This is a genomic window from Streptomyces sp. NBC_01092, from assembly GCF_045039535.1.
GTDB lineage: Bacteria > Actinomycetota > Actinomycetes > Streptomycetales > Streptomycetaceae > Streptomyces.
Window position 1 is genome coordinate 5,862,879 of sequence record NZ_CP108659.1, and the last position, 17,990, is coordinate 5,880,868.

Here is a 17,990-nt window from a genome sequence, read left to right on the forward strand (position 1 = left end):
ACCCCCGGTCAGCCCGGTCACCCGGTCGGGTGCCGCTCGGATGTAACGGCTGCTACATTCCGAAGTGTGACTGCGATGGAGAACGGCGAGGGCGGCGACGCGCGTGCCGGAACGCGCTGGATCGTCCTCGTCGTCAGGGTCCCTGCCGAACCCTCCCGGCATCGGGTCGCCGTCTGGCGTGAGCTGCGCAAGACCGGTGCGCTCTCGCTCGGGCAGGGCGTGTGGGCCGTACCGGACGTGCCGTTGTTCGCCGACGGGATCGGCCGGGTGCTGGAGCTGACCGAGCGCGCCGGGGGCGAGGCGGTGTCCCTGGCGGCCACCGGGCGTGGCACGCAGGACGGGCAGCGGCTGCGGGCCATGTTCACGGCCGCGCGCTCCGCGGACTGGGCCGAGTTCATCGCCGACTGCGGCAAGTTCGAGGCGGAACTGGCCAAAGAGATCCGTATCGCCAAGTTCACGCTCGCCGAACTGGAGGAAGAGGAGCAGTCGCTGGAGCGGCTGCGCCGCTGGCACCGGGACCTGACGGCACGCGACGTGTTCGGCGCCCCCGAGGCCGCCGAGGCCACCGAGCGGCTCAAGGTCTGCGTGGCGGCCTGCGAGGACTACGCCGAGCGCGTCTTCGCCGCACTGCATCAGGTGCCGGAGCAGCGGATGCCCGAAGGGGGCCGGCGCGAGCCCGGGGACGAGAGCGGCCGATGACCACGACACAGCCCCGGCAGGCTGCCCCCGCGGCCCAGATGTGGCCCCTGTACGCCGCCGGCTTCACCACCGCCTTCGGCGCGCACGGCATCGCCGCCAACCTCGGCGGCCACTCCGACGACGCGGTGACCTCCCTGCTCGTGCTCGGCGGTCTGCTCGCCCTGTACGACGGCGCCGAGGTGCTGCTCAAGCCGGTCTTCGGCACCCTCGCCGACCGGATCGGCGCCCGGCCCGTGCTGCTCGGCGGGCTGGTCGCGTTCGCGTTCGCCTCCGCCGCCTACGTCGTCGCCGACAGCCCCGCCTGGCTCTGGGCCGCCCGGCTCGGTCAGGGCGCCGCGGCCTCGGCGTTCTCGCCGTCCGCGTCCGCGCTGGTCGCCCGGCTGAACCCGGCTGCCAAGCACGGGCGGGCGTTCGGCAGCTACGGCTTCTACAAGTCCATCGGCTACACCCTCGGCCCGCTGCTCGGCGGAGTCCTGGTGTGGGCCGGCGGTCTGCGGCTGCTGTTCGTCGTGCTGGCGGTGCTCGGCGCCGCGGTCGCGCTGTGGGCCGCCGTCGCCGTCCCGCATCTGCCGCCGCTTCCCAAGCAGCGGCAGACGGTCGTGGACCTGGCCCGGCGGCTGGCCGACCCGGCCTTCCTCCGCCCCACGGCAGCCCTGGCCGCCGCGACCGCCGCCCTCTCCGTCGGCGTCGGCTTCCTGCCGGTTTCCGGCGCCGTCGCCGGGCTCGGCACGGTCGCGACCGGCGCCGCGGTCTCGGTGCTGGCGGCCTGTGCGGCCGTCGTACAGCCGAAGGCCGGGCGGGCCCTGGACGACGGCCGCCTCACCCTGCGCACCGGCCTCACCGCCGGACTGCTGACCACGGCGGCGGGGCTCGCCTGCGCGATGCTCCCCGGTGCGGCCGGGATCCTCCTCGCCGCGGCTCTGATCGGCGTCGGCACCGGTCTGATCACGCCGTTGGGCTTCGCCGCCCTGGCCGCCTCCACCCCCACCGAGCGGCTCGGCCAGACCATGGGCTCCGCGGAGCTCGGCCGGGAGCTGGGCGACGCGGGCGGGCCGCTGCTGGTCGCGGGCGTCGCCGCCGCGGCCACCCTCACCTACGGTTACGCCGCTCTCGCCCTGCTCATCGCCATCGGCCCCGTCCTGGCCCTCAGTCACAGATATTCTGAATTTCGATCTTCAGAATTTAGATAATCACCGTTGACGCGTATTCCCCCGAATGCCAGATGTCCGGTCCCGCGTGGTGCTCGTTAGATGAATGTGACGTGGCGGGAAAAACTTGCATCCGAGGACAGTTCTATGAGCCCGTTCCGGGCAGCTGATCAGACCAGTGCGGAAAGCATCACCGGGTGCTCTGATCTGCTTGAGGACTTTCTGAGGGCGATCGGTCGGATGGAGAGTGAATATCTCCGTGCGGCACTGGAGGGGGAGAAGATCTAGAAATGAGGTCGGACTATGACGCGGTAGACGAGCAGCTTCAGTACGCTCAGCGGCTCGATATGCACAACCTCTGGCAGGCTCCTGAGCAGCCGATCTCTTCGTCGGGCGGCTGGGATCTGGACGCGGAGCTGGCTCAGATGCTGAGTACGACACAGGGCCTGGATCTCGCTGATCTCGTTCCACCTCCGCCGGCGCCGCAGCGGAGCGATGACAGACCCCCGCCTCGCCCGGTCCATCGGAAGCGACCTCAGACGGGTGCCCGGATCCTCGGCGGGAATCCGAAGATCGTGAGCGTCTCCGTTCTGGTCACGTTAATCACCCTGTGTGCGGTGACGATGCTCACCTGGTCAATCTCGTATTCGTACGATCAGCTCCGCGACATCGCGCTTCTCGTCGTGTCGGAGAAGTTGGCGCAATGGTGGCCCCTGACGGTGTACGGACCGTGGCTGCTGGCCGGCCTGTCCATCCTGCGGGCATCCGTTCAGCGCCGGACCGCTCGGCGGTCCTGGGCCGTCATGCTGATCTCCTCGGGCACCGCGGTCGCCCTGTGCATCGGCCAGTCGGCGGATTCCCTGCTGGCGATGGTGATCGTCGGAATTCCGCCGATCACCGCCCTGGTCTGCTTTCGCGAGCTTGTCGGCCAGTTTTCGTCGCGGCCGGGCCCCAGGCACGCCGCCGACACGATGAACGGCCCCAAGCAGCCGAAGTCGTAGACCGCCGCCCGGGGTTCCGGAGACCCCCGGCCCACCGGGTCGGTCAGGACCGGTACGGCTGCTGAGGCTGTCCGTACTGCTGCTGACCCCCGGGGCCCCCGGCGGCTGCCTGCGCCTGGAGCTGCTCGGCCTGCTCCTGGGTCACCTTCTGCTCGGCGCCGCAGAAGGTGCACTGCGTCGCGTACTTGGTCGAGATCGGGAACAGCGGCACGAAGAACAGCGTGAACTTCGTGACGCGCTTGCGCAGCGTGTGCGCCGAGGGGTTGCCGCACTGGCCGCACACCAGCGTGAGTATCGCGAGCTGGTAGAGGTAGCCCTTGGTGCCGAAGATGATCACGCGGTGGTCCCTTCCGATCAGTTCCTGCCTACAGCCTGCCGTACAGACAAGCCCCCTGTCCCGTGCGGGACAGGGGGCTTCGTGCTGTCGTCGGGGCGGTTACTTCGCCGGCGCCGGCTCCGGCTCGCTCTCCGCCTCGGCGGTGTCCTGCGGGTCCACCGGGGTCTTGACGGACTCCAGCAGTAGCTGGGCGACGTCGACGACAGTGATGGACTCCTTGGCCGTGCCGTCGTTCTTCTTGCCGTTCACGGAGTCCGTGAGCATGACCAGGCAGAACGGGCAGGCCGTCGAGATGATGTCGGGGTTGGTCGAAAGAGCCTCATCAACACGCTCGTTGTTGATGCGCTTGCCGATCCGCTCCTCCATCCACATCCGCGCACCACCGGCGCCACAGCAGAAGCCGCGCTCCTTGTGGCGGTGCATCTCCTCGTTCCGAAGACCCGGGACGCTCGCGATGATCTCGCGCGGCGGCGTGTAGATCTTGTTGTGGCGGCCCAGGTAGCAGGGGTCGTGGTAGGTGATGATGCCCTCGACCGGGGTGACCGGGACCAGCTTGCCCTCGTCCACCAGGTGCTGCAGCAGCTGGGTGTGGTGGATGACCTCGTAGTCGCCGCCGATCTGCGGGTACTCGTTGCCGATCGTGTTGAGGCAGTGCGGGCAGGTCGCGACGATCTTCTTCGCCGACTTCGGCTTCGCCGACTCGGGGACGACCTTGCCGTCGTCGTCCAGCTCCTCGCCGAACGCCATGTTCAGCGCCATGACGTTCTCCATGCCGAGCTCCTGGAACAGGGGCTCGTTGCCGAGGCGGCGGGCGGAGTCACCGGTGCACTTCTCGTCGCCGCCCATGATCGCGAACTTGACGCCCGCGATGTGCAGCAGCTCGGCGAAGGCCTTGGTGGTCTTCTTGGCCCGGTCCTCCAGGGCGCCGGCGCACCCGACCCAGTACAGGTACTCGACCTCGGTGAGGTCCTCGATGTCCTGGCCGACGACCGGAACCTCGAACTCGACCTCCTTGAGCCACTCCAGGCGCTGCTTCTTCGCCAGGCCCCAGGGGTTGCCCTTCTTCTCCAGGTTCTTGAGCATCGTGCCCGCCTCGGACGGGAACGCGCTCTCGATCATCACCTGGTAGCGGCGCATGTCGACGATGTGGTCGATGTGCTCGATGTCCACCGGGCACTGCTCGACACAGGCGCCGCAGGTGGTGCAGGACCAGAGCACGTCCGGGTCGATGACCCCGTTCTCCTCCACGGTGCCGATCAGCGGACGCTCGGCCTCCGCGAGGGCGGCCGCGGGGACGTCCTTCAGCTGCTCCTCGGACGCCTTCTCCTCGCCCTCCATGCTCTTGCCGCCGCCGGCCAGCAGGTACGGCGCCTTGGCGTGCGCGTGGTCGCGCAGCGACATGATCAGCAGCTTGGGGGAGAGGGGCTTGCCCGTGTTCCAGGCGGGGCACTGCGACTGGCAGCGGCCGCACTCGGTGCAGGTGGAGAAGTCCAGCAGGCCCTTCCAGGAGAACTGCTCGACCTGGGAGACACCGAAGACGTCGTCGTCACCGGGGTCGGTGAAGTCGATCGGCTTGCCGCCGGAGGTCATCGGGAGCAGGGCGCCCAGCGCGGTGCCACCCTCGGCGTTGCGCTTGAACCAGATGTTCGGGAACGCCAGGAAGCGGTGCCAGGCCACACCCATGTCGGTCTTCAGGGCGACCGTGATCATCCAGATGAACGAGGTCGCGATCTTCAGGCCCGCGAAGAAGTAGGTGAGGTTCTGGAGCGTGGAGATGTCCATGCCCTCGAACCACGACACCACCGGGTACGAGATGAAGAACGACGCCTCGTAGCTGTCCACGTGGTGCTGGGCGCCCTCCAGCGCGTGCAGCGTGAAGATGCAGACGCCGACGATGAGGATGACGCTCTCGACGAAGTACGCCTGGCCGGTGTTGGAGCCGGCGAAGCGGGACTTGCGGCCCGCCTTGCCCGGACGGCTCAGCTGGCGGATCACGATCAGGGTGAGGATGCCGAGAACCGTCATCGTGCCGAGGAACTCGACGAAGACGTTGTACGGCGCCCAGTCGCCGATGATCGGCAGGATCCAGTCGGCCTTGAACAGCTGGCCGAAGGCGTTGACGATCGTCAGCAGCAGCGAGAAGAAGCCCACCGCCACGAACCAGTGCGCCACGCCCACGATGCCCCAGCGGTTCATCCGGGTGTGGCCGAGGAACTCCCTGGCCACGGTGACGGTGCGCTGCACCGGCTCGTCCGTGCGGGTGCCCGCGGGCACGTTCTGGCCGAGCCGCATGAAGTTGTAGATCTGAACGATGGCGCGGGCGAACAGGGCCACGCCGACCACGATCAGAACCAGCGACACGATGATCGCGGCGAGTTGCATTTCGGGGCTCCTCGGGCCTGCGAGGCGACATTACTAAGCGGTAACTTATGCAGTCCTCTGAGACTACCCGCATCCTCCGTCGCACTGTAGCCAGGGGCGGGGTGATCTGAGTCGCTGAGGCTTGCCTTAAGAACGATTCGTGTTATTCATCCCGAAATGGTATATACGCCACTAATCTATGCCTGTGCTTTACGGGATCGCCGCCGCCACGACCGCTCTCCTGGTCACCGCCCTCCTAGCGATGCTGCTCCGCCTGCCCGCCCTGCGTCTCGGCATCGTCGACCGCCGCCGGCAGCGGCCGCTGCCTCTGCTCGGCGGGGTCGCCGTCGCGCTCGTCACCTGTCTGGTCGCCGCCGCCGGGGAGTGGACGCGGTTCGCCCCGCTGGGCTCCGAGATCGGACGGCTGCTCATCGCCGCGGGCGCCGTCGCCCTGCTCGGACTCGTCGCCGACGTGCGGCGGGTGAAGGCCCGGTTCCTCGTCGGCGGTACGGCCGTGGCGGCGGCCTGTGTCGTGCCGTACGGCGACACCGGGATCCTGCTGGGCCTGGTGGCCGTCGGCTGGATCGTCCTCGTCGCCGTCGGCTTCAAGGCGCTCGACCACGCGGACGCGCTGGTCGGCACCGTCGGGGTGCTCACCGCCTTCGGTGTCGGCATCTGCGCGGCGGCCGAGGTGATGGACGAACTCGCCGTGCTGCTCAGTGTGCTGGCCGCCGCCCTGACCGGGTTCCTCATGCACAACTGGCCTCCCGCGCGGATCGGCCTCGGCGCGTGCGGGTCCCTCTTCGTCGGGTTCGTGCTCGCGTCGTCGGCCGTGATGACCCGCGCCGGGCACGATCCGGTGTCGAGCGCGGGCGTGCTGTACTCGCTCACCGCCCTGGCCACCGCCGACGTCCTCCTCGTGACGCTGTCGCGCCGGCTGGCCGGACGGCCGCTGCTGCGACGCGGGCCGGATCATCTCGCCCACCGGCTGCGCCGGATCGGCCTCACTCCGCAGGGCGTGACCGTTCTGCTGGGTGTCGGGGCCTTTGCCGGGGTACTCGTCGGCGTCCTCGTGCACATGGGATGGATGGCGCGCTCGGGGGCGTTGTGGGTGGGGGTGGGTGCCGTGATCGCCGTACTGGCGCTGCTGCACATCAAGCCCTACGGGCCTCGGCGTCAACCCAGAGTTCCGGTTCAGGACTCCGCTCGGGCTTCCGATCGGATCGCGTCTTCGCAGGTCGGAGCCCAGTTGCGTGTAAGGAACGGATAAGAGTTGAGTGAGGTCGACTCAGCTCTGTTGACCCATTCCGAGCCGTCGTGCACACTTGAGTCCGTTCCACTCAAGTCAGCTGGAGGAATTAACCATGGCACGTGCGGTCGGCATCGACCTGGGCACGACAAACTCCGTCGTCAGCGTTCTTGAAGGCGGCGAGCCCACCGTCATCACCAACGCAGAGGGCGCCAGGACCACGCCGTCCGTCGTCGCCTTCGCCAAGAACGGCGAGGTGCTCGTCGGCGAGGTCGCCAAGCGTCAGGCGGTCACCAACGTGGACCGGACCATCCGGTCCGTGAAGCGTCACATGGGCACCGACTGGAAGATGGAGCTGGACGGGAAGCCCTTCAACCCGCAGCAGATCTCCGCCTTCATCCTGCAGAAGCTGAAGCGCGACGCCGAGTCGTACCTGGGCGAGAAGGTGACCGACGCGGTCATCACCGTCCCCGCGTACTTCAACGACTCCGAGCGTCAGGCGACGAAGGAGGCCGGCGAGATCGCCGGTCTGAACGTCCTTCGTATCGTCAACGAGCCCACCGCGGCCGCGCTGGCGTACGGCCTCGACAAGGATGACCAGACGATCCTCGTCTTCGACCTCGGCGGCGGCACCTTCGACGTGTCCCTGCTGGAGATCGGCGACGGCGTCGTCGAGGTGAAGGCCACCAACGGTGACAACCACCTCGGTGGTGACGACTGGGACCAGCGCGTCGTCGACTACCTGGTGCAGCAGTTCAAGTCCGGCCACGGCGTGGACCTGGCCAAGGACAAGATGGCCCTGCAGCGTCTGCGTGAGGCTGCCGAGAAGGCCAAGATCGAGCTGTCCTCGTCCACCGAGACCTCGATCAACCTGCCGTACATCACCGCCTCCGCCGAGGGCCCGCTGCACCTGGACGAGAAGCTCACCCGGGCTCAGTTCCAGCAGCTGACGGCCGACCTGCTGGAGCGCTGCAAGACCCCGTTCTTCAACGTCATGAAGGACGCCGGCGTCTCCATCAACGAGATCGACCACGTCGTCCTCGTCGGTGGCTCCACCCGTATGCCCGCCGTCGCCGAGCTCGTCAAGGAGCTGACCGGCGGTCAGGACGCCAACAAGGGCGTCAACCCGGACGAGGTCGTCGCCATCGGCGCCGCCCTGCAGGCCGGTGTCCTCAAGGGTGAGGTCAAGGACGTCCTGCTCCTCGACGTGACCCCGCTGTCCCTCGGTATCGAGACCAAGGGCGGCATCATGACCAAGCTCATCGAGCGCAACACCACGATCCCGACCAAGCGGTCCGAGATCTTCACGACGGCCGAGGACAACCAGCCGTCCGTGCAGATCCAGGTCTACCAGGGCGAGCGCGAGATCGCGGCGTACAACAAGAAGCTCGGAATGTTCGAGCTGACCGGTCTGCCGCCGGCGCCGCGTGGCGTCCCGCAGATCGAGGTCGCCTTCGACATCGACGCCAACGGCATCATGCACGTCACGGCCAAGGACCTTGGCACGGGCAAGGAGCAGAAGATGACCGTCACCGGTGGCTCCTCGCTGCCGAAGGACGAGGTCAACCGGATGCGCGAAGAGGCCGAGAAGTACGCGGAGGAGGACCACGCCCGCCGCGAGGCCGCCGAGTCCCGCAACCAGGGCGAGCAGCTCGTCTACCAGACGGAGAAGTTCCTCAAGGACAACGAGGACAAGGTCCCCGGCGAGGTCAAGACCGAGGTCGAGGCCGCCGTCGAGGAGCTGAAGACCGCGCTCAAGGGCGAGGACACCGCCGAGATCCGCACGGCCACCGAGAAGGTCGCCGCGGTCTCCCAGAAGGTCGGCCAGGCCATGTACGCCGACGCCCAGGCCGGTCAGGCCGCGGGCGGTCCCGAGGGCGGCGCCCCCGGTGGCGCCAAGGCCGACGACGACGTCGTGGACGCCGAGATCGTCGACGACGAGCGCAAGGACGGTGTCGCGTAATGACGGAGGAGACCCCGGGCTTCGAGGAGAAGCCCGACGTCCCCTCCGGCGCGACCCCTGACGACGCCGAGTCGAAGGCCGCCCCCCAGGAGGGGGCGGCCCCGGCCGGGGACGGAACTGCAGACGCGGGTCTGGTGGCCCAGCTGGACCAGGTGCGTACGGCGCTCGGTGAGCGCACGATGGACCTCCAGCGGCTCCAGGCCGAGTACCAGAACTACCGCCGCCGTGTGGAGCGCGACCGGATCACGGTCAAGGAGATCGCCATCGCGAACCTCCTGACCGAGCTCCTGCCCGTGCTCGACGACATCGGCCGCGCGCGGGAACACGGCGAACTCGTCGGCGGATTCAAGTCCGTCGCGGAGTCGCTGGAGACCGTCGCGGCGAAGATGGGCCTCCAGCAGTTCGGCAAGGAGGGCGAGCCCTTCGACCCGACGATCCACGAGGCGCTGATGCACTCCTACGCGCCGGACGTCACCGAGACGACTTGCGTCGCGATCCTCCAGCCGGGGTATCGCATCGGCGAGCGCACCATCCGCCCCGCGCGGGTGGCCGTCGCCGAGCCCCAGCCGGGCGCGCAGACCGTCAAGGAGGAGTCTGCCGAGGCGGCCGACGACAAGGAGAGCGGTGGCCCGGACGAGGGCTGACGTTGAACTGACGAGGAGAGAGGAGGGACGTCGAGGATGAGCACCAAGGACTTCATCGAGAAGGACTTCTACAAGGTCCTCGGCGTCCCCAAGGACGCCACCGAGGCCGAGATCAAGAAGGCGTACCGCAAGCTCGCCCGCGAGTTCCACCCGGACGCCAACAAGGGCAACGCCAAGGCGGAGGAGCGTTTCAAGGAGATCTCCGAGGCGAACGACGTCCTCGGTGACCCCAAGAAGCGCAAGGAGTACGACGAGGCACGCGCCCTCTTCGGCAACGGCGGCTTCCGCCCGGGGCCGGGCGGCGCGGGCGGCGGCAACTTCAACTTCGACCTGGGCGACCTCTTCGGAGGCGGCGCCCAGGGCGGCCAAGGGGGAGCCGGCGGCTTCGGCGGCGGAATCGGTGACGTCTTCGGGGGCCTGTTCAACCGCGGCGGTACCGGTACGACCCGTACCCAGCCCCGGCGCGGCCAGGACATCGACACCGAGGTCAGCCTCAGCTTCACCGAGGCGATCGAGGGTGCGACGGTCCCGCTGCGGATGTCCTCGCAGTCGCCGTGCAAGGCGTGCGCGGGCACCGGCGACAAGAACGGCACGCCCAGGGTGTGCCCGACCTGCGTCGGCACCGGCCAGGTGGCCCGGGGCTCGGGCGGCGGCTTCTCGCTCACCGACCCCTGCCCGGACTGCAAGGGGCGCGGCCTGATCGCCGAGCACCCCTGCATGGAGTGCAAGGGCAGCGGCCGGGCGAAGTCGTCGCGCACCATGCAGGTCCGCATCCCGGCGGGGGTGTCGGACGGCCAGCGCATCCGCCTCCGGGGCAAGGGCGCGCCGGGCGAGCGCGGCGGCCCGGCCGGCGATCTGTACGTCACCGTGCACGTCGACGCCCACCCGGTGTTCGGCCGCAAGGAGGACAACCTCACGGTGACCGTCCCCGTGACCTTCACGGAAGCGGCCCTGGGCGGCGAGGTCAGGGTTCCCACCCTGGGCGGACCGCCGGTCACCCTGAAGCTGCCGCCCGGCACGCCCAACGGCCGCACCATGCGGGCGCGGGGCAAGGGCGCGGTCCGCAAGGACGGCACCCGCGGAGACCTCCTGGTCACCGTCGAGGTGAGTGTCCCCAAGGACGTGACGGGGAAGGCTCGTGACGCGCTCGAGGCGTATCGCGAGGCGACCGCGGGTGAGGATCCGCGGGCGGAGCTGTTCCAGGCCGCGAAGGGAGCTTGATGGAGATGGACGGCCGTCGACGCAATCCGTATGAACTGACCGAGGAGACCCCGGTCTACGTCATCTCGGTGGCGGCCCAGCTCTCCGGCCTGCACCCGCAGACACTGCGCCAGTACGACCGCCTCGGCCTGGTCTCCCCGGACCGCACCGCCGGCCGCGGCCGGCGTTACTCGGCCCGCGACATCGAACTGCTCCGCCAGGTGCAGGCGTTGTCGCAGGACGAGGGCATCAACCTGGCCGGCATCAAGCGCATCATCGAACTGGAGAACCAGGTCGCGGCGCTCCAGTCCCGCGTGGCCGAACTCCAGGCCGCCGTCGAGGGCGCCGCGGCGGCGATGCAGCAGCGCGAGGCGGCGGTACACGCGTCGTACCGCCGCGACCTGGTGCCGTACCAGGAGGTACAGCACACCAGCGCGCTGGTGGTGTGGCGGCCGAAGAAGGCCAAGGACTGAGGCGCACGCATGCGAGCAGGGGCCGGGATCTCCCGGCCCCTTTCGCATGCCCGGCCCTTCCGGAGGGCCACCGGTCCTGCGGTGATCTTCGCAGGTGGGATCAGGTGACGGGTGCCGTGACCGTCCAGTCGCCCGCGGGCACCGACTCGGTGCCGTCGGCCAGCACCCCGGTCACCCAGTAGTAGGACGTGGTCCCGCGCTTCGCGCCCGTGTCGAAGTACTCGAAGGCACCGGCCCCGAGATCGGCGATCTTCTCGTACGCGGAGGTCGCAGGGTTCCAGCGGTAGATCCGGAAGCCCTTCGCCGGGTCGGCGCTCTCCTCGCCCGCGCCCAGCCCGGTCCACGAGAGCTGGTTGCCCTCGTCGCCCTCCGCCGGCGCTGCGGTCAGGTGCAGCGGCGAGCCCTCGGGCGTCGGCACGCTCGGCGTCATGTCGAGTTCGGTCACGGCCACGGCCGGGACCAGGTCGTCGCTCCACTTCATCGCGGAGTTGCCGTCGTCGTCCACGGCGTCGACGAAGAAGCAGACCTCGTCGCCGTCCGGGTGCGTCGTGTACGAGTAGGAGGTCTCGTCGGGCGAGACGTACTCCACCAGGCTGCCGTAGCAGACCTGCTCGTCGTCCTCGTCGCCGACGAGTTCGCCCTTGTGGATCGTGTAGTACCGCAGATCCTCGGCCGGGCTCTTGTCCCAGTCCAGCCGGAAGCCGTACTCGGTCGGGGTGACGCTCAGTCCGGTGACGACCGGCGGCGGATCGTTGTCCCAGATCCGGCCCAGCTGGGGAACGGACCGCGCGGACTCGTTGCCCGCCGCATCGACGGCCGACACCCGGTAGTGGTAGGCGGTGCTCTCGGCCGCCGAGGTGTCGAGGTGGGACAGCTGGTCCGTGGTCGCGATCCGGGTGTACGTGCCGTTCTCGCTCGCCGCCCGGTAGACGCGGTACGTCGCGGCGTCCGTGACCTTCCTCCAGGCGACACGCAGCCCGCCCGTGCTCCCGGTCGGGGTCACCTCGCCCGTCGCGCTCGTGATGGTGGGCGCGGCGGGGGCGACTCGGTCGACGGTGGTGACGGCCTGGTCGGTCGTGCCGGCCGACTCGTTGCCCGCCTTGTCGTAGGCGCGCACCTCGTAGTAGTACGTCGCTCCGGTCACCGGCAGGGTGCTGTCGGTGTATGTGGTCGAGGTGCTCGTCGCGAGCGGCGTGCTGCCGAAGGAGGCGCCCTTCAGGCGGCGGTACACGCGGTACCCGGCGAGGTCCATCTCCTTGTTCCTCGACCAGGTGAGCTTCGCCTTGCCGGTCGCCGGGTCGTACGAGACCGAGGGCCCGGTCGGGGCGAGCGGCTTGACGGTGTCGACAGTGGCCGAAGTCCTCGGTCCGTAGCTGAAGTTGACCTTGGCCGAGCCGGTCCAGTTGACGTAGTCGATGCGCAGGGTGTGACCGCCTGCGGGGATGGTGACGTTGACGGTCTTGGAGACGGTCGTGGAGGTGTTCTTCCACAGGTCGACCTTGCGGCTGCCGTCCACGTACACCCGGATGCCGTCCAGCCCGGACGCGGCGAGGGTGAACGGGCCGCCCGAGCCGAAGTCCCGGGTCAGGGTCCAGCGGACGGCGAAGTTGTCCTTCGGGAGGTCCGCGGCGGGGGCGTTGGTGCCCCAGTTCGAGTCGATCGTGGTGTCGCAGTCGGTCTTTTTCGGGGTGCCCGAAAAGGACGTGTTCGCGAAGAACTGCCGCTTGAAGACAGGCGAGGCGCAGGTCGTGGCGGCGGATGCGGGTGCCGTCGTGAGCAGGGTGCCCGCGGTGGCGAGCACGACCGTCGCCGCGGCCGCGGCGGTCGTGCGTCTGGCTGGGATCATTCGCTCCCCTGGTCGAGTAGGGGACAGCGGTGGGCGCTGTCCTGATCTGGACTCGCGGGGAATGGGGTTGGTTGTACGGATCTTGGGCTCGCGCTGGATCAAGATTTGGTGGAGGGGGTGTAAGGGGTATTTGGAGAGGTTCCGCCTTGTCTTTACATGGTCAGCTGAGCGTGGTGTTGCGCACTCGTTAAGTGATTCCGCTTGACGCTGGGTGCTGTCGACGCGTTGGCTTTTCAGTCATCTGGGTGCGTTGACGCGCCCGTGTCCCGAAGGCACCAGAAGTGAGCTCCTCTATGCGTCCTTTGCGCCCCCTGCGCCGCACCGCCACAGCCGTGGCCGCCGCGTCCACGATGACCCTCTCGCTGGCCGCATGCGGGGCACTGGGCGTCACCGGGGACGGCAGCGAGGCGAGTCCGACCAAGGGCGACGACGTCACCGTGGGGCTGCTGCTGCCGGAGACGGCGAACACGCGCTACGACAAGTTCGACTACCCCATCATCAAGAACAAGGTCGCCGAGCTCACGAACAAGCTGGGCAGCGTCGTCTACCGCAACGCCGACGCGGACGCCAAGAAGCAGGCGAGCCAGCTTCAGCAGATGATCGACGACCAGGTCGACGTGATCCTGCTGGACGCCGTCGACTCGCACGCCATCGCCGGCGGGGTGAAGGCGGCCAAGGACGCGGGCATCCCGGTCATCGCCTACGACCGGCTGGCCGAGGGGCCGATCGACGCGTACGTCTCCTTCGACAACGAACTGGTCGGCGAGGTCCAGGCCCGCACGCTCCTGGAGGCCATGAACCCGGTCGACTCCTCCGACAAGATCGTCATGATGAACGGCTCGCCCACCGACCCGAACGCCAAGCAGTTCAAGGCGGGCGCCATGTCCGAGCTCAAGGGCGCGGTGGACATAGCCAAGACATTCGACACGAAGGACTGGAAGCCGGAGAACGCCCAGGCCAACATGTCCGAGGCGATCAAGGCCGTCGGCGTGAACAACATCAAGGGCGTCTACTCCGCCAACGACGGCATGGCCGGCGGCATCATCAAGGCCCTCCAGGCGGCGGGCGTGAGCGAACTGCCGCCGATCACCGGCCAGGACGCCGAACTCGACGGCGTGCAGCGGATCGTGAGCGGCGAGCAGTTCATGAGCGTGTACAAGTCGTACCCGCAGGAGGCCGAGAGCGCCGCGGAGATGGCCGTGGCCAAGGTCCAGGGCCACGACATCCAGTTCGACTCGCTCACCCAGGACCAGGTCGACAGCCCGACCGACAAGGACATCTCGGCCCTGCTGGTGCCCGTGGTCGCCCTGACGGAGGACAACATCAAGGAGACCGTCGTCGCCGACGGGATCTACTCGGTGGCCGACATCTGCACGGCCAAGTACAAGGCGGACTGCAACTCGCTCGGGCTGAAGTAGCGCCCTCGTTCGTTGCGCACGAGTGCCGCCGGGGCCCGTCCCCGGCGGCACTCTGCTGTGCCCACGCCCCGGCCCCGCCCCGCCGCCGTATGCGATTTCGTGTCGCGAACTCCGGTCGGGGCGCGCCGGTGTTCCGCGCGCCCGGCAAGGGCCGGAAAACCACCATCAGCTTGTTGCATCTCGACGTGCGGAGGCCCGGGGATAACGGGGCGAACCCCTGTATTACGGCGGCCGTCCCGGTAGGAGCCGTGTTGCGGAGCAAGGCCGGTCCGCGCATAGTTGCGCTGCGGAAGCGCGAGCGAACCGCGGGGCCGACACGGCCGAGCACGGTGGGTCCGTCGACCAGGCCCCGCCCTGCCGCTGTGTCCCGGCAGGGGTGTCGACACCGCGCTCCGGAGGTGAGCGAGCCGGCGACAGAGGCAAGAACCGGGGGTGGATGGGCGATGGCCGGGCACGGGGCGCAGGAGCATCCACACGGCGCCGACCGGCTGTGCGAGGCCGGGGACCGCGTGTACTCCCGGGCCGTACGGCGTGGCCGGGTGCCACGCGGCGACGCGGATCCGGTGCCCTGCCTGCTGGAGTTGGCCCTGCTGCACCCGGACCCCGACGACATGGACTGGCTGGTGCCGACCTCCCCGCAGGAGGTCATGACGCGGCTGCTGCGCGGGGTGTACGACGAGGTCAGCGCGAGCCAGCGGCGGATGGGCTCGGCGGTGGCGGCCTTCGAGTGGTACGCCGGTCTCGGCCCGCAGCCGAACCAGGCGTCCGGCGTCGAGGGCACCGCGCCCGGTTCGGCGATCCGGGTCCTGGAGGGCGACTCGCGCATCCAGGGCGCGCTGGACGAGGCGACGCAGGCGTGCACGACGGAGGTGCTGACCGTGCAGCCCGGCGGCATCCGGCCCGAGCACGAGCTGACGGAGGGCCTGCACCGGGCGATGGCGCTGCGGGGGCGGGGCGTGCGGATGCGCGACCTGTACACGCACGTGGCCCGGCACGGCCAGGGCCTGCTCAACTACCTGGAGCTGATGGGCGATTCGGTGGAGGCCCGCACGCTGGACGAGGTGATCGACCGGCTGATCCTCTTCGACCGCACGGTGGCCTTCATCCCGGCGAACGCCGACCGCACGCTGGCGCTGGAGCTGCGGCACCCGGGGCTCGTGCACTACCTGGTGACGGTCTTCGAGCGGCTCTGGCGCCTCGCGATCCCGCTGACGGCGTCTCTGCCCGACACCGGCATCGAGGGCATCTCCCACCGCGAACAGTCCATCGCCGCGCTGCTCGCCGAGGGGCACCAGGACGCGGTGATCGCGGAGCGGCTGGGGATAAGCGTACGGACCTGCCGGGCGCACATCGCGCGGCTGTCGGAGACGCTGGGGGCGGCGAGCCGTACCCAACTCGGGGTGCGCATAGCGCAGGTGGGGCTGGACGGGCCACGGGCGTCGTCGTCCGACGCCGCCGGGTCCGCCGTGATCAGGGCTGCGGGTGTGCCTGGTCAAGAATCCCCGACTGGCCGATGAGATAGCCGAGTTGGGCGCGGCTCTCGCTGCCCAGCGTCGCGGCCAGTTTGGCGATGTGGACGCGCACGGTGCGGACGTTCATGCCGAGCCGGTCGGCCATGGCCGCGTCCGTGTGGCCCTCGATGAGCAGGCTCGCGATGGCCCGCTGGCGCGGCGTGACGCCGTTCAGGGTGGGCTGCTGGACGGCCTCGGGGTACATGGGCGTCGCCAGCCGCCACAGCCGCTCGAAGGTCGTGACGAAGTAGCCGACGAGGGCCTCGTGTCGGATCTCCAGGGCGAGGGTGCGGTCCTTGTTGGCGGGGATGAAGGCGACCTCGCGGTCGATGACGAGGAGCCGGTCGGTGACCTCGTCCAGGGTGCGGGCCTCGGCGTCGCCCCGGAGGTGCTCGTAGCGCGCCATGACGAGGGGCCGGTAGCGCTGTGTGTGCTGGTACAGGGTGCGGATGCGGCCCCCGCGGTCCAGCAGGGCCTGGTCGCGGTCCAGCGCCAGCGCCTGGGCCGCTTCGGTGCGCGCCTCGCTCTGCTGGGTGGTGGGCTGGATGCTCAGCAGTTCCCGGGACGCCTCGATCATGGCCTCGGTGAGGGCGTGGTTGATCCGCTCGGTGCCGCTGAGCACGGTGATCGCCGGGTTGTCCGCCGTCGACGCGTGCCGGCGTTCCATCCGCATGAGCGGCTCGAAGGCGTCGGCCAGCAGCTGTTCGCGGCGCCGTTCGCCGGCGATGCGCTCCTCGGAGGTCCGCAGCAGCCGGTGGAGTACGACGGCGGGGGCGACGGGCTCCAGCCAGTCGAGGTCGTCGACGGTGGCGTGCAGCAGGCCGAGGTCGACCAGGCAGGGCGCGGGCGCGGCGTCCTCGGCGTGCAGGCGGCCCTCGTGCAGGGCCTTGCGGTACAGCGTGAGGCCCGGTTCGCACAGTTCCCGGTCGGTGTGTGGATGCGCCGTGGTCACGAGTGGACGTCTCCCCCCGGCAGTCCGGGATCCTCGTCCAGGAGCCCGGACTGTGCGATGAGGAAGCCGAGTTGGGCGCGGCTGCCGCTGCCCAGGGCGGTCGCGAGTTTGGCTATGTGGGCGCGGCAGGTCCGCACGTTCATGCCGAGGCGGCGCGCTATGGCCTCGTCGACATGGCCCTCGACGAGCAGCCGGGCGATGGAGCGCTGGACGCCGGTGATGCCGTCGCGGGTGGGTTCGTAGGGGGCTTCCTCGCGCAGCGGGGTCGCCCGGCTCCACAGGTTCTCGAACACCTTGATCAGGTACTTGACGAGCCCCGGGTGCCGCAGTTCCAGGGCGACCTGCTGGTCGTCGTGGGCCGGCACGAAGGCGACCGTCTCGTCGCAGATGATGAGCCGGCCGATGAGCTCCTCCAGCGTGCGGATCTCGACCTTGCCGCGCGACATGACGTCGACGTAGGCCATGGTCCCCAGGCTGTGCCGCACGGTGTGCTGGTAGAGCGTGCGCATCCGCACGCCCCGCTCCATCAGCGGGCGGTCCCGTTCCAGGGCCTGCCTCAGGATGTGCTCGCTGCGTGCGCCCCCCGGCTGCACGGTCAGCACCTCGTGGCGGCACTCGGCGGTCGCGAGGTTGAGGGCCGCGTTGATCCGGTTGTTGCCCTCCAGCACGGTGATGGCGTGGGTGGGCGCCGGCGCGAGCGCGCTGAGCGCCATGAATGGCTCGAAGGATTCGGTGAGATCGATGGACATCCGCCGACGGTCGAGGATCTCGCGCTCCAGCGGGTGAAGACGTTGTGCGAGCACGACGGAGGGCGGAACCGGCCGCAGCCAGTTCTCGTCATCAGGGTCCGGGTGCAGCAGCGCGAACTCGAGCAGGCAGGGGGCGTCGGCGATCTCAGCCCGTGCGATGCGGCCGGTGCTCAACGCGGTCGCATAAAGCTGCGTCCCTTCCTCACAGAGATTTGTGATCGCATGGGGATGTGTCCCTTTTATGTGATTGTTAGGCAAATCTCCACCCCCCAGGGTCCTGAACATGCAGGAACATGATGCATCGCCCCTGTGGCATTGACGTGTCCGAATGAGCCATCGTCGTCGTGGCACGGGGGAAGGGAACTCGTTGAGTGAGGACGAAGCCGACTATGTTCAAGAGAATGCTTCGAGCGGCGCTTGCCGTTGCCTTCTCTGCGGC

The 17,990-nt window shown here is 69.2% G+C and carries 15 protein-coding genes; 10 read left to right on the forward strand and 5 right to left on the reverse strand.

The window, feature by feature from the left end; all coding sequences use genetic code 11:
* Nucleotides 1-75 precede the first annotated feature (75 nt).
* The 3 genes from OG254_RS26745 (at nucleotide 76) to OG254_RS26755 (ending at nucleotide 2,848) form a co-directional block, all read left to right on the forward strand.
* Nucleotides 76-699, forward strand: a complete 624-nt coding sequence (locus OG254_RS26745) for a Chromate resistance protein ChrB (RefSeq protein WP_405595206.1) — start codon at nucleotides 76-78, stop codon at nucleotides 697-699.
* Nucleotides 696-1,889: an MFS transporter gene (locus OG254_RS26750; RefSeq protein WP_405586386.1), complete on the forward strand. Its 1,194-nt coding sequence runs from the start codon at nucleotides 696-698 to the stop codon at nucleotides 1,887-1,889. The genes OG254_RS26745 and OG254_RS26750 overlap by 4 nt, the downstream gene beginning before the upstream one ends.
* A 248-nt stretch (nucleotides 1,890-2,137) precedes the next feature.
* On the forward strand, nucleotides 2,138-2,848 hold the full coding sequence (locus tag OG254_RS26755) for a DUF2637 domain-containing protein (protein WP_351190658.1): 711 nt from the start codon (nucleotides 2,138-2,140) through the stop codon (nucleotides 2,846-2,848).
* A 43-nt stretch (nucleotides 2,849-2,891) separates the two neighbouring features.
* Here the strand turns inward: OG254_RS26755 and OG254_RS26760 are convergent, their stop codons facing one another.
* Both OG254_RS26760 and OG254_RS26765 read right to left on the reverse strand, forming a co-directional pair.
* A complete protein-coding gene (locus OG254_RS26760) occupies nucleotides 2,892-3,185 on the reverse strand; it encodes a zinc-ribbon domain-containing protein (protein WP_351190660.1) in 294 nt (97 codons plus the stop codon).
* A gap of 99 nt (nucleotides 3,186-3,284) precedes the next feature.
* Nucleotides 3,285-5,567 carry a (Fe-S)-binding protein gene (locus OG254_RS26765; protein WP_405586389.1) on the reverse strand — a complete coding sequence of 761 codons (2,283 nt, stop codon included), beginning with the start codon at nucleotides 5,565-5,567 and terminating at the stop codon, nucleotides 3,285-3,287.
* 184 nt (nucleotides 5,568-5,751) lie between these two features.
* Between OG254_RS26765 and OG254_RS26770 the strand changes: the two genes are divergently transcribed.
* The 5 genes from OG254_RS26770 (at nucleotide 5,752) to OG254_RS26790 (ending at nucleotide 11,075) form a co-directional block, all read left to right on the forward strand.
* Nucleotides 5,752-6,816 carry an MraY family glycosyltransferase gene (locus OG254_RS26770; protein ID WP_405595208.1) on the forward strand — a complete coding sequence of 355 codons (1,065 nt, stop codon included), beginning with the start codon at nucleotides 5,752-5,754 and terminating at the stop codon, nucleotides 6,814-6,816.
* A 94-nt stretch (nucleotides 6,817-6,910) separates the two neighbouring features.
* Nucleotides 6,911-8,758, forward strand: a complete 1,848-nt coding sequence (gene dnaK, locus OG254_RS26775) for a molecular chaperone DnaK (protein WP_351190664.1) — start codon at nucleotides 6,911-6,913, stop codon at nucleotides 8,756-8,758.
* On the forward strand, nucleotides 8,758-9,402 hold the full coding sequence (grpE, locus tag OG254_RS26780; RefSeq protein ID WP_147994771.1) for a nucleotide exchange factor GrpE: 645 nt from the start codon (nucleotides 8,758-8,760) through the stop codon (nucleotides 9,400-9,402). The genes dnaK and grpE overlap by 1 nt, the downstream gene beginning before the upstream one ends.
* Before the next feature lie 36 nt (nucleotides 9,403-9,438).
* Entirely contained in the window at nucleotides 9,439-10,623 is a 1,185-nt protein-coding gene (gene dnaJ, locus OG254_RS26785) for a molecular chaperone DnaJ (protein WP_147994772.1), read from the forward strand.
* Between the two features lie 5 nt (nucleotides 10,624-10,628).
* Nucleotides 10,629-11,075, forward strand: a complete 447-nt coding sequence (locus OG254_RS26790; RefSeq protein ID WP_351190667.1) for a heat shock protein transcriptional repressor HspR — start codon at nucleotides 10,629-10,631, stop codon at nucleotides 11,073-11,075.
* A 100-nt stretch (nucleotides 11,076-11,175) separates the two neighbouring features.
* Here the strand turns inward: OG254_RS26790 and OG254_RS26795 are convergent, their stop codons facing one another.
* The gene (locus OG254_RS26795; protein WP_405586393.1) at nucleotides 11,176-12,921 is read right to left on the reverse strand and encodes a fibronectin type III domain-containing protein; all 1,746 of its coding nucleotides are present in this window, start codon (nucleotides 12,919-12,921) and stop codon (nucleotides 11,176-11,178) included.
* A 293-nt stretch (nucleotides 12,922-13,214) separates the two neighbouring features.
* Between OG254_RS26795 and OG254_RS26800 the strand changes: the two genes are divergently transcribed.
* Together OG254_RS26800 and OG254_RS26805 are read left to right on the forward strand one after the other, a co-directional pair.
* Entirely contained in the window at nucleotides 13,215-14,339 is a 1,125-nt protein-coding gene (locus OG254_RS26800) for a sugar ABC transporter substrate-binding protein (protein WP_405586395.1), read from the forward strand.
* A 443-nt stretch (nucleotides 14,340-14,782) separates the two neighbouring features.
* Nucleotides 14,783-15,856, forward strand: coding sequence for a LuxR C-terminal-related transcriptional regulator (locus tag OG254_RS26805; protein ID WP_405586398.1), 1,074 nt, complete (start codon nucleotides 14,783-14,785; stop codon nucleotides 15,854-15,856).
* Here OG254_RS26805 and OG254_RS26810 read toward each other — a convergent pair.
* Both OG254_RS26810 and OG254_RS26815 read right to left on the reverse strand, forming a co-directional pair.
* Nucleotides 15,810-16,802 (reverse strand): LuxR C-terminal-related transcriptional regulator, encoded by a 993-nt coding sequence (locus OG254_RS26810; RefSeq protein ID WP_405586401.1) that lies wholly within the window; start codon nucleotides 16,800-16,802, stop codon nucleotides 15,810-15,812. The two genes, OG254_RS26805 and OG254_RS26810, sit on opposite strands and share 47 nt — an antisense overlap.
* A complete protein-coding gene (locus OG254_RS26815; protein WP_351190679.1) occupies nucleotides 16,799-17,836 on the reverse strand; it encodes a helix-turn-helix transcriptional regulator in 1,038 nt (345 codons plus the stop codon). The genes OG254_RS26810 and OG254_RS26815 overlap by 4 nt, the downstream gene beginning before the upstream one ends.
* Between the last annotated feature and the right edge of the window lie 154 nt (nucleotides 17,837-17,990).

Bases quoted from the DNA above. Each gene is read 5' to 3' on its own strand.
- OG254_RS26805 (WP_405586398.1), top strand. From the start codon at position 14,783: ATGGCCGGGCACGGGGCGCAGGAGCATCCACACGGCGCCGACCGGCTG.
- dnaJ (WP_147994772.1), top strand. From the start codon at position 9,439: ATGAGCACCAAGGACTTCATCGAGAAGGACTTCTACAAGGTCCTCGGC.
- OG254_RS26755 (WP_351190658.1), top strand. From the start codon at position 2,138: ATGAGGTCGGACTATGACGCGGTAGACGAGCAGCTTCAGTACGCTCAG.
- OG254_RS26790 (WP_351190667.1), top strand. From the start codon at position 10,629: ATGGACGGCCGTCGACGCAATCCGTATGAACTGACCGAGGAGACCCCG.
- OG254_RS26750 (WP_405586386.1), top strand. From the start codon at position 696: ATGACCACGACACAGCCCCGGCAGGCTGCCCCCGCGGCCCAGATGTGG.
- OG254_RS26800 (WP_405586395.1), top strand. From the start codon at position 13,215: ATGCGTCCTTTGCGCCCCCTGCGCCGCACCGCCACAGCCGTGGCCGCC.
- OG254_RS26795 (WP_405586393.1), bottom strand. From the start codon at position 12,921: ATGATCCCAGCCAGACGCACGACCGCCGCGGCCGCGGCGACGGTCGTG.
- dnaK (WP_351190664.1), top strand. From the start codon at position 6,911: ATGGCACGTGCGGTCGGCATCGACCTGGGCACGACAAACTCCGTCGTC.
- OG254_RS26815 (WP_351190679.1), bottom strand. From the start codon at position 17,836: ATGTTCAGGACCCTGGGGGGTGGAGATTTGCCTAACAATCACATAAAA.
- grpE (WP_147994771.1), top strand. From the start codon at position 8,758: ATGACGGAGGAGACCCCGGGCTTCGAGGAGAAGCCCGACGTCCCCTCC.
- OG254_RS26765 (WP_405586389.1), bottom strand. From the start codon at position 5,567: ATGCAACTCGCCGCGATCATCGTGTCGCTGGTTCTGATCGTGGTCGGC.
- OG254_RS26745 (WP_405595206.1), top strand. From the start codon at position 76: ATGGAGAACGGCGAGGGCGGCGACGCGCGTGCCGGAACGCGCTGGATC.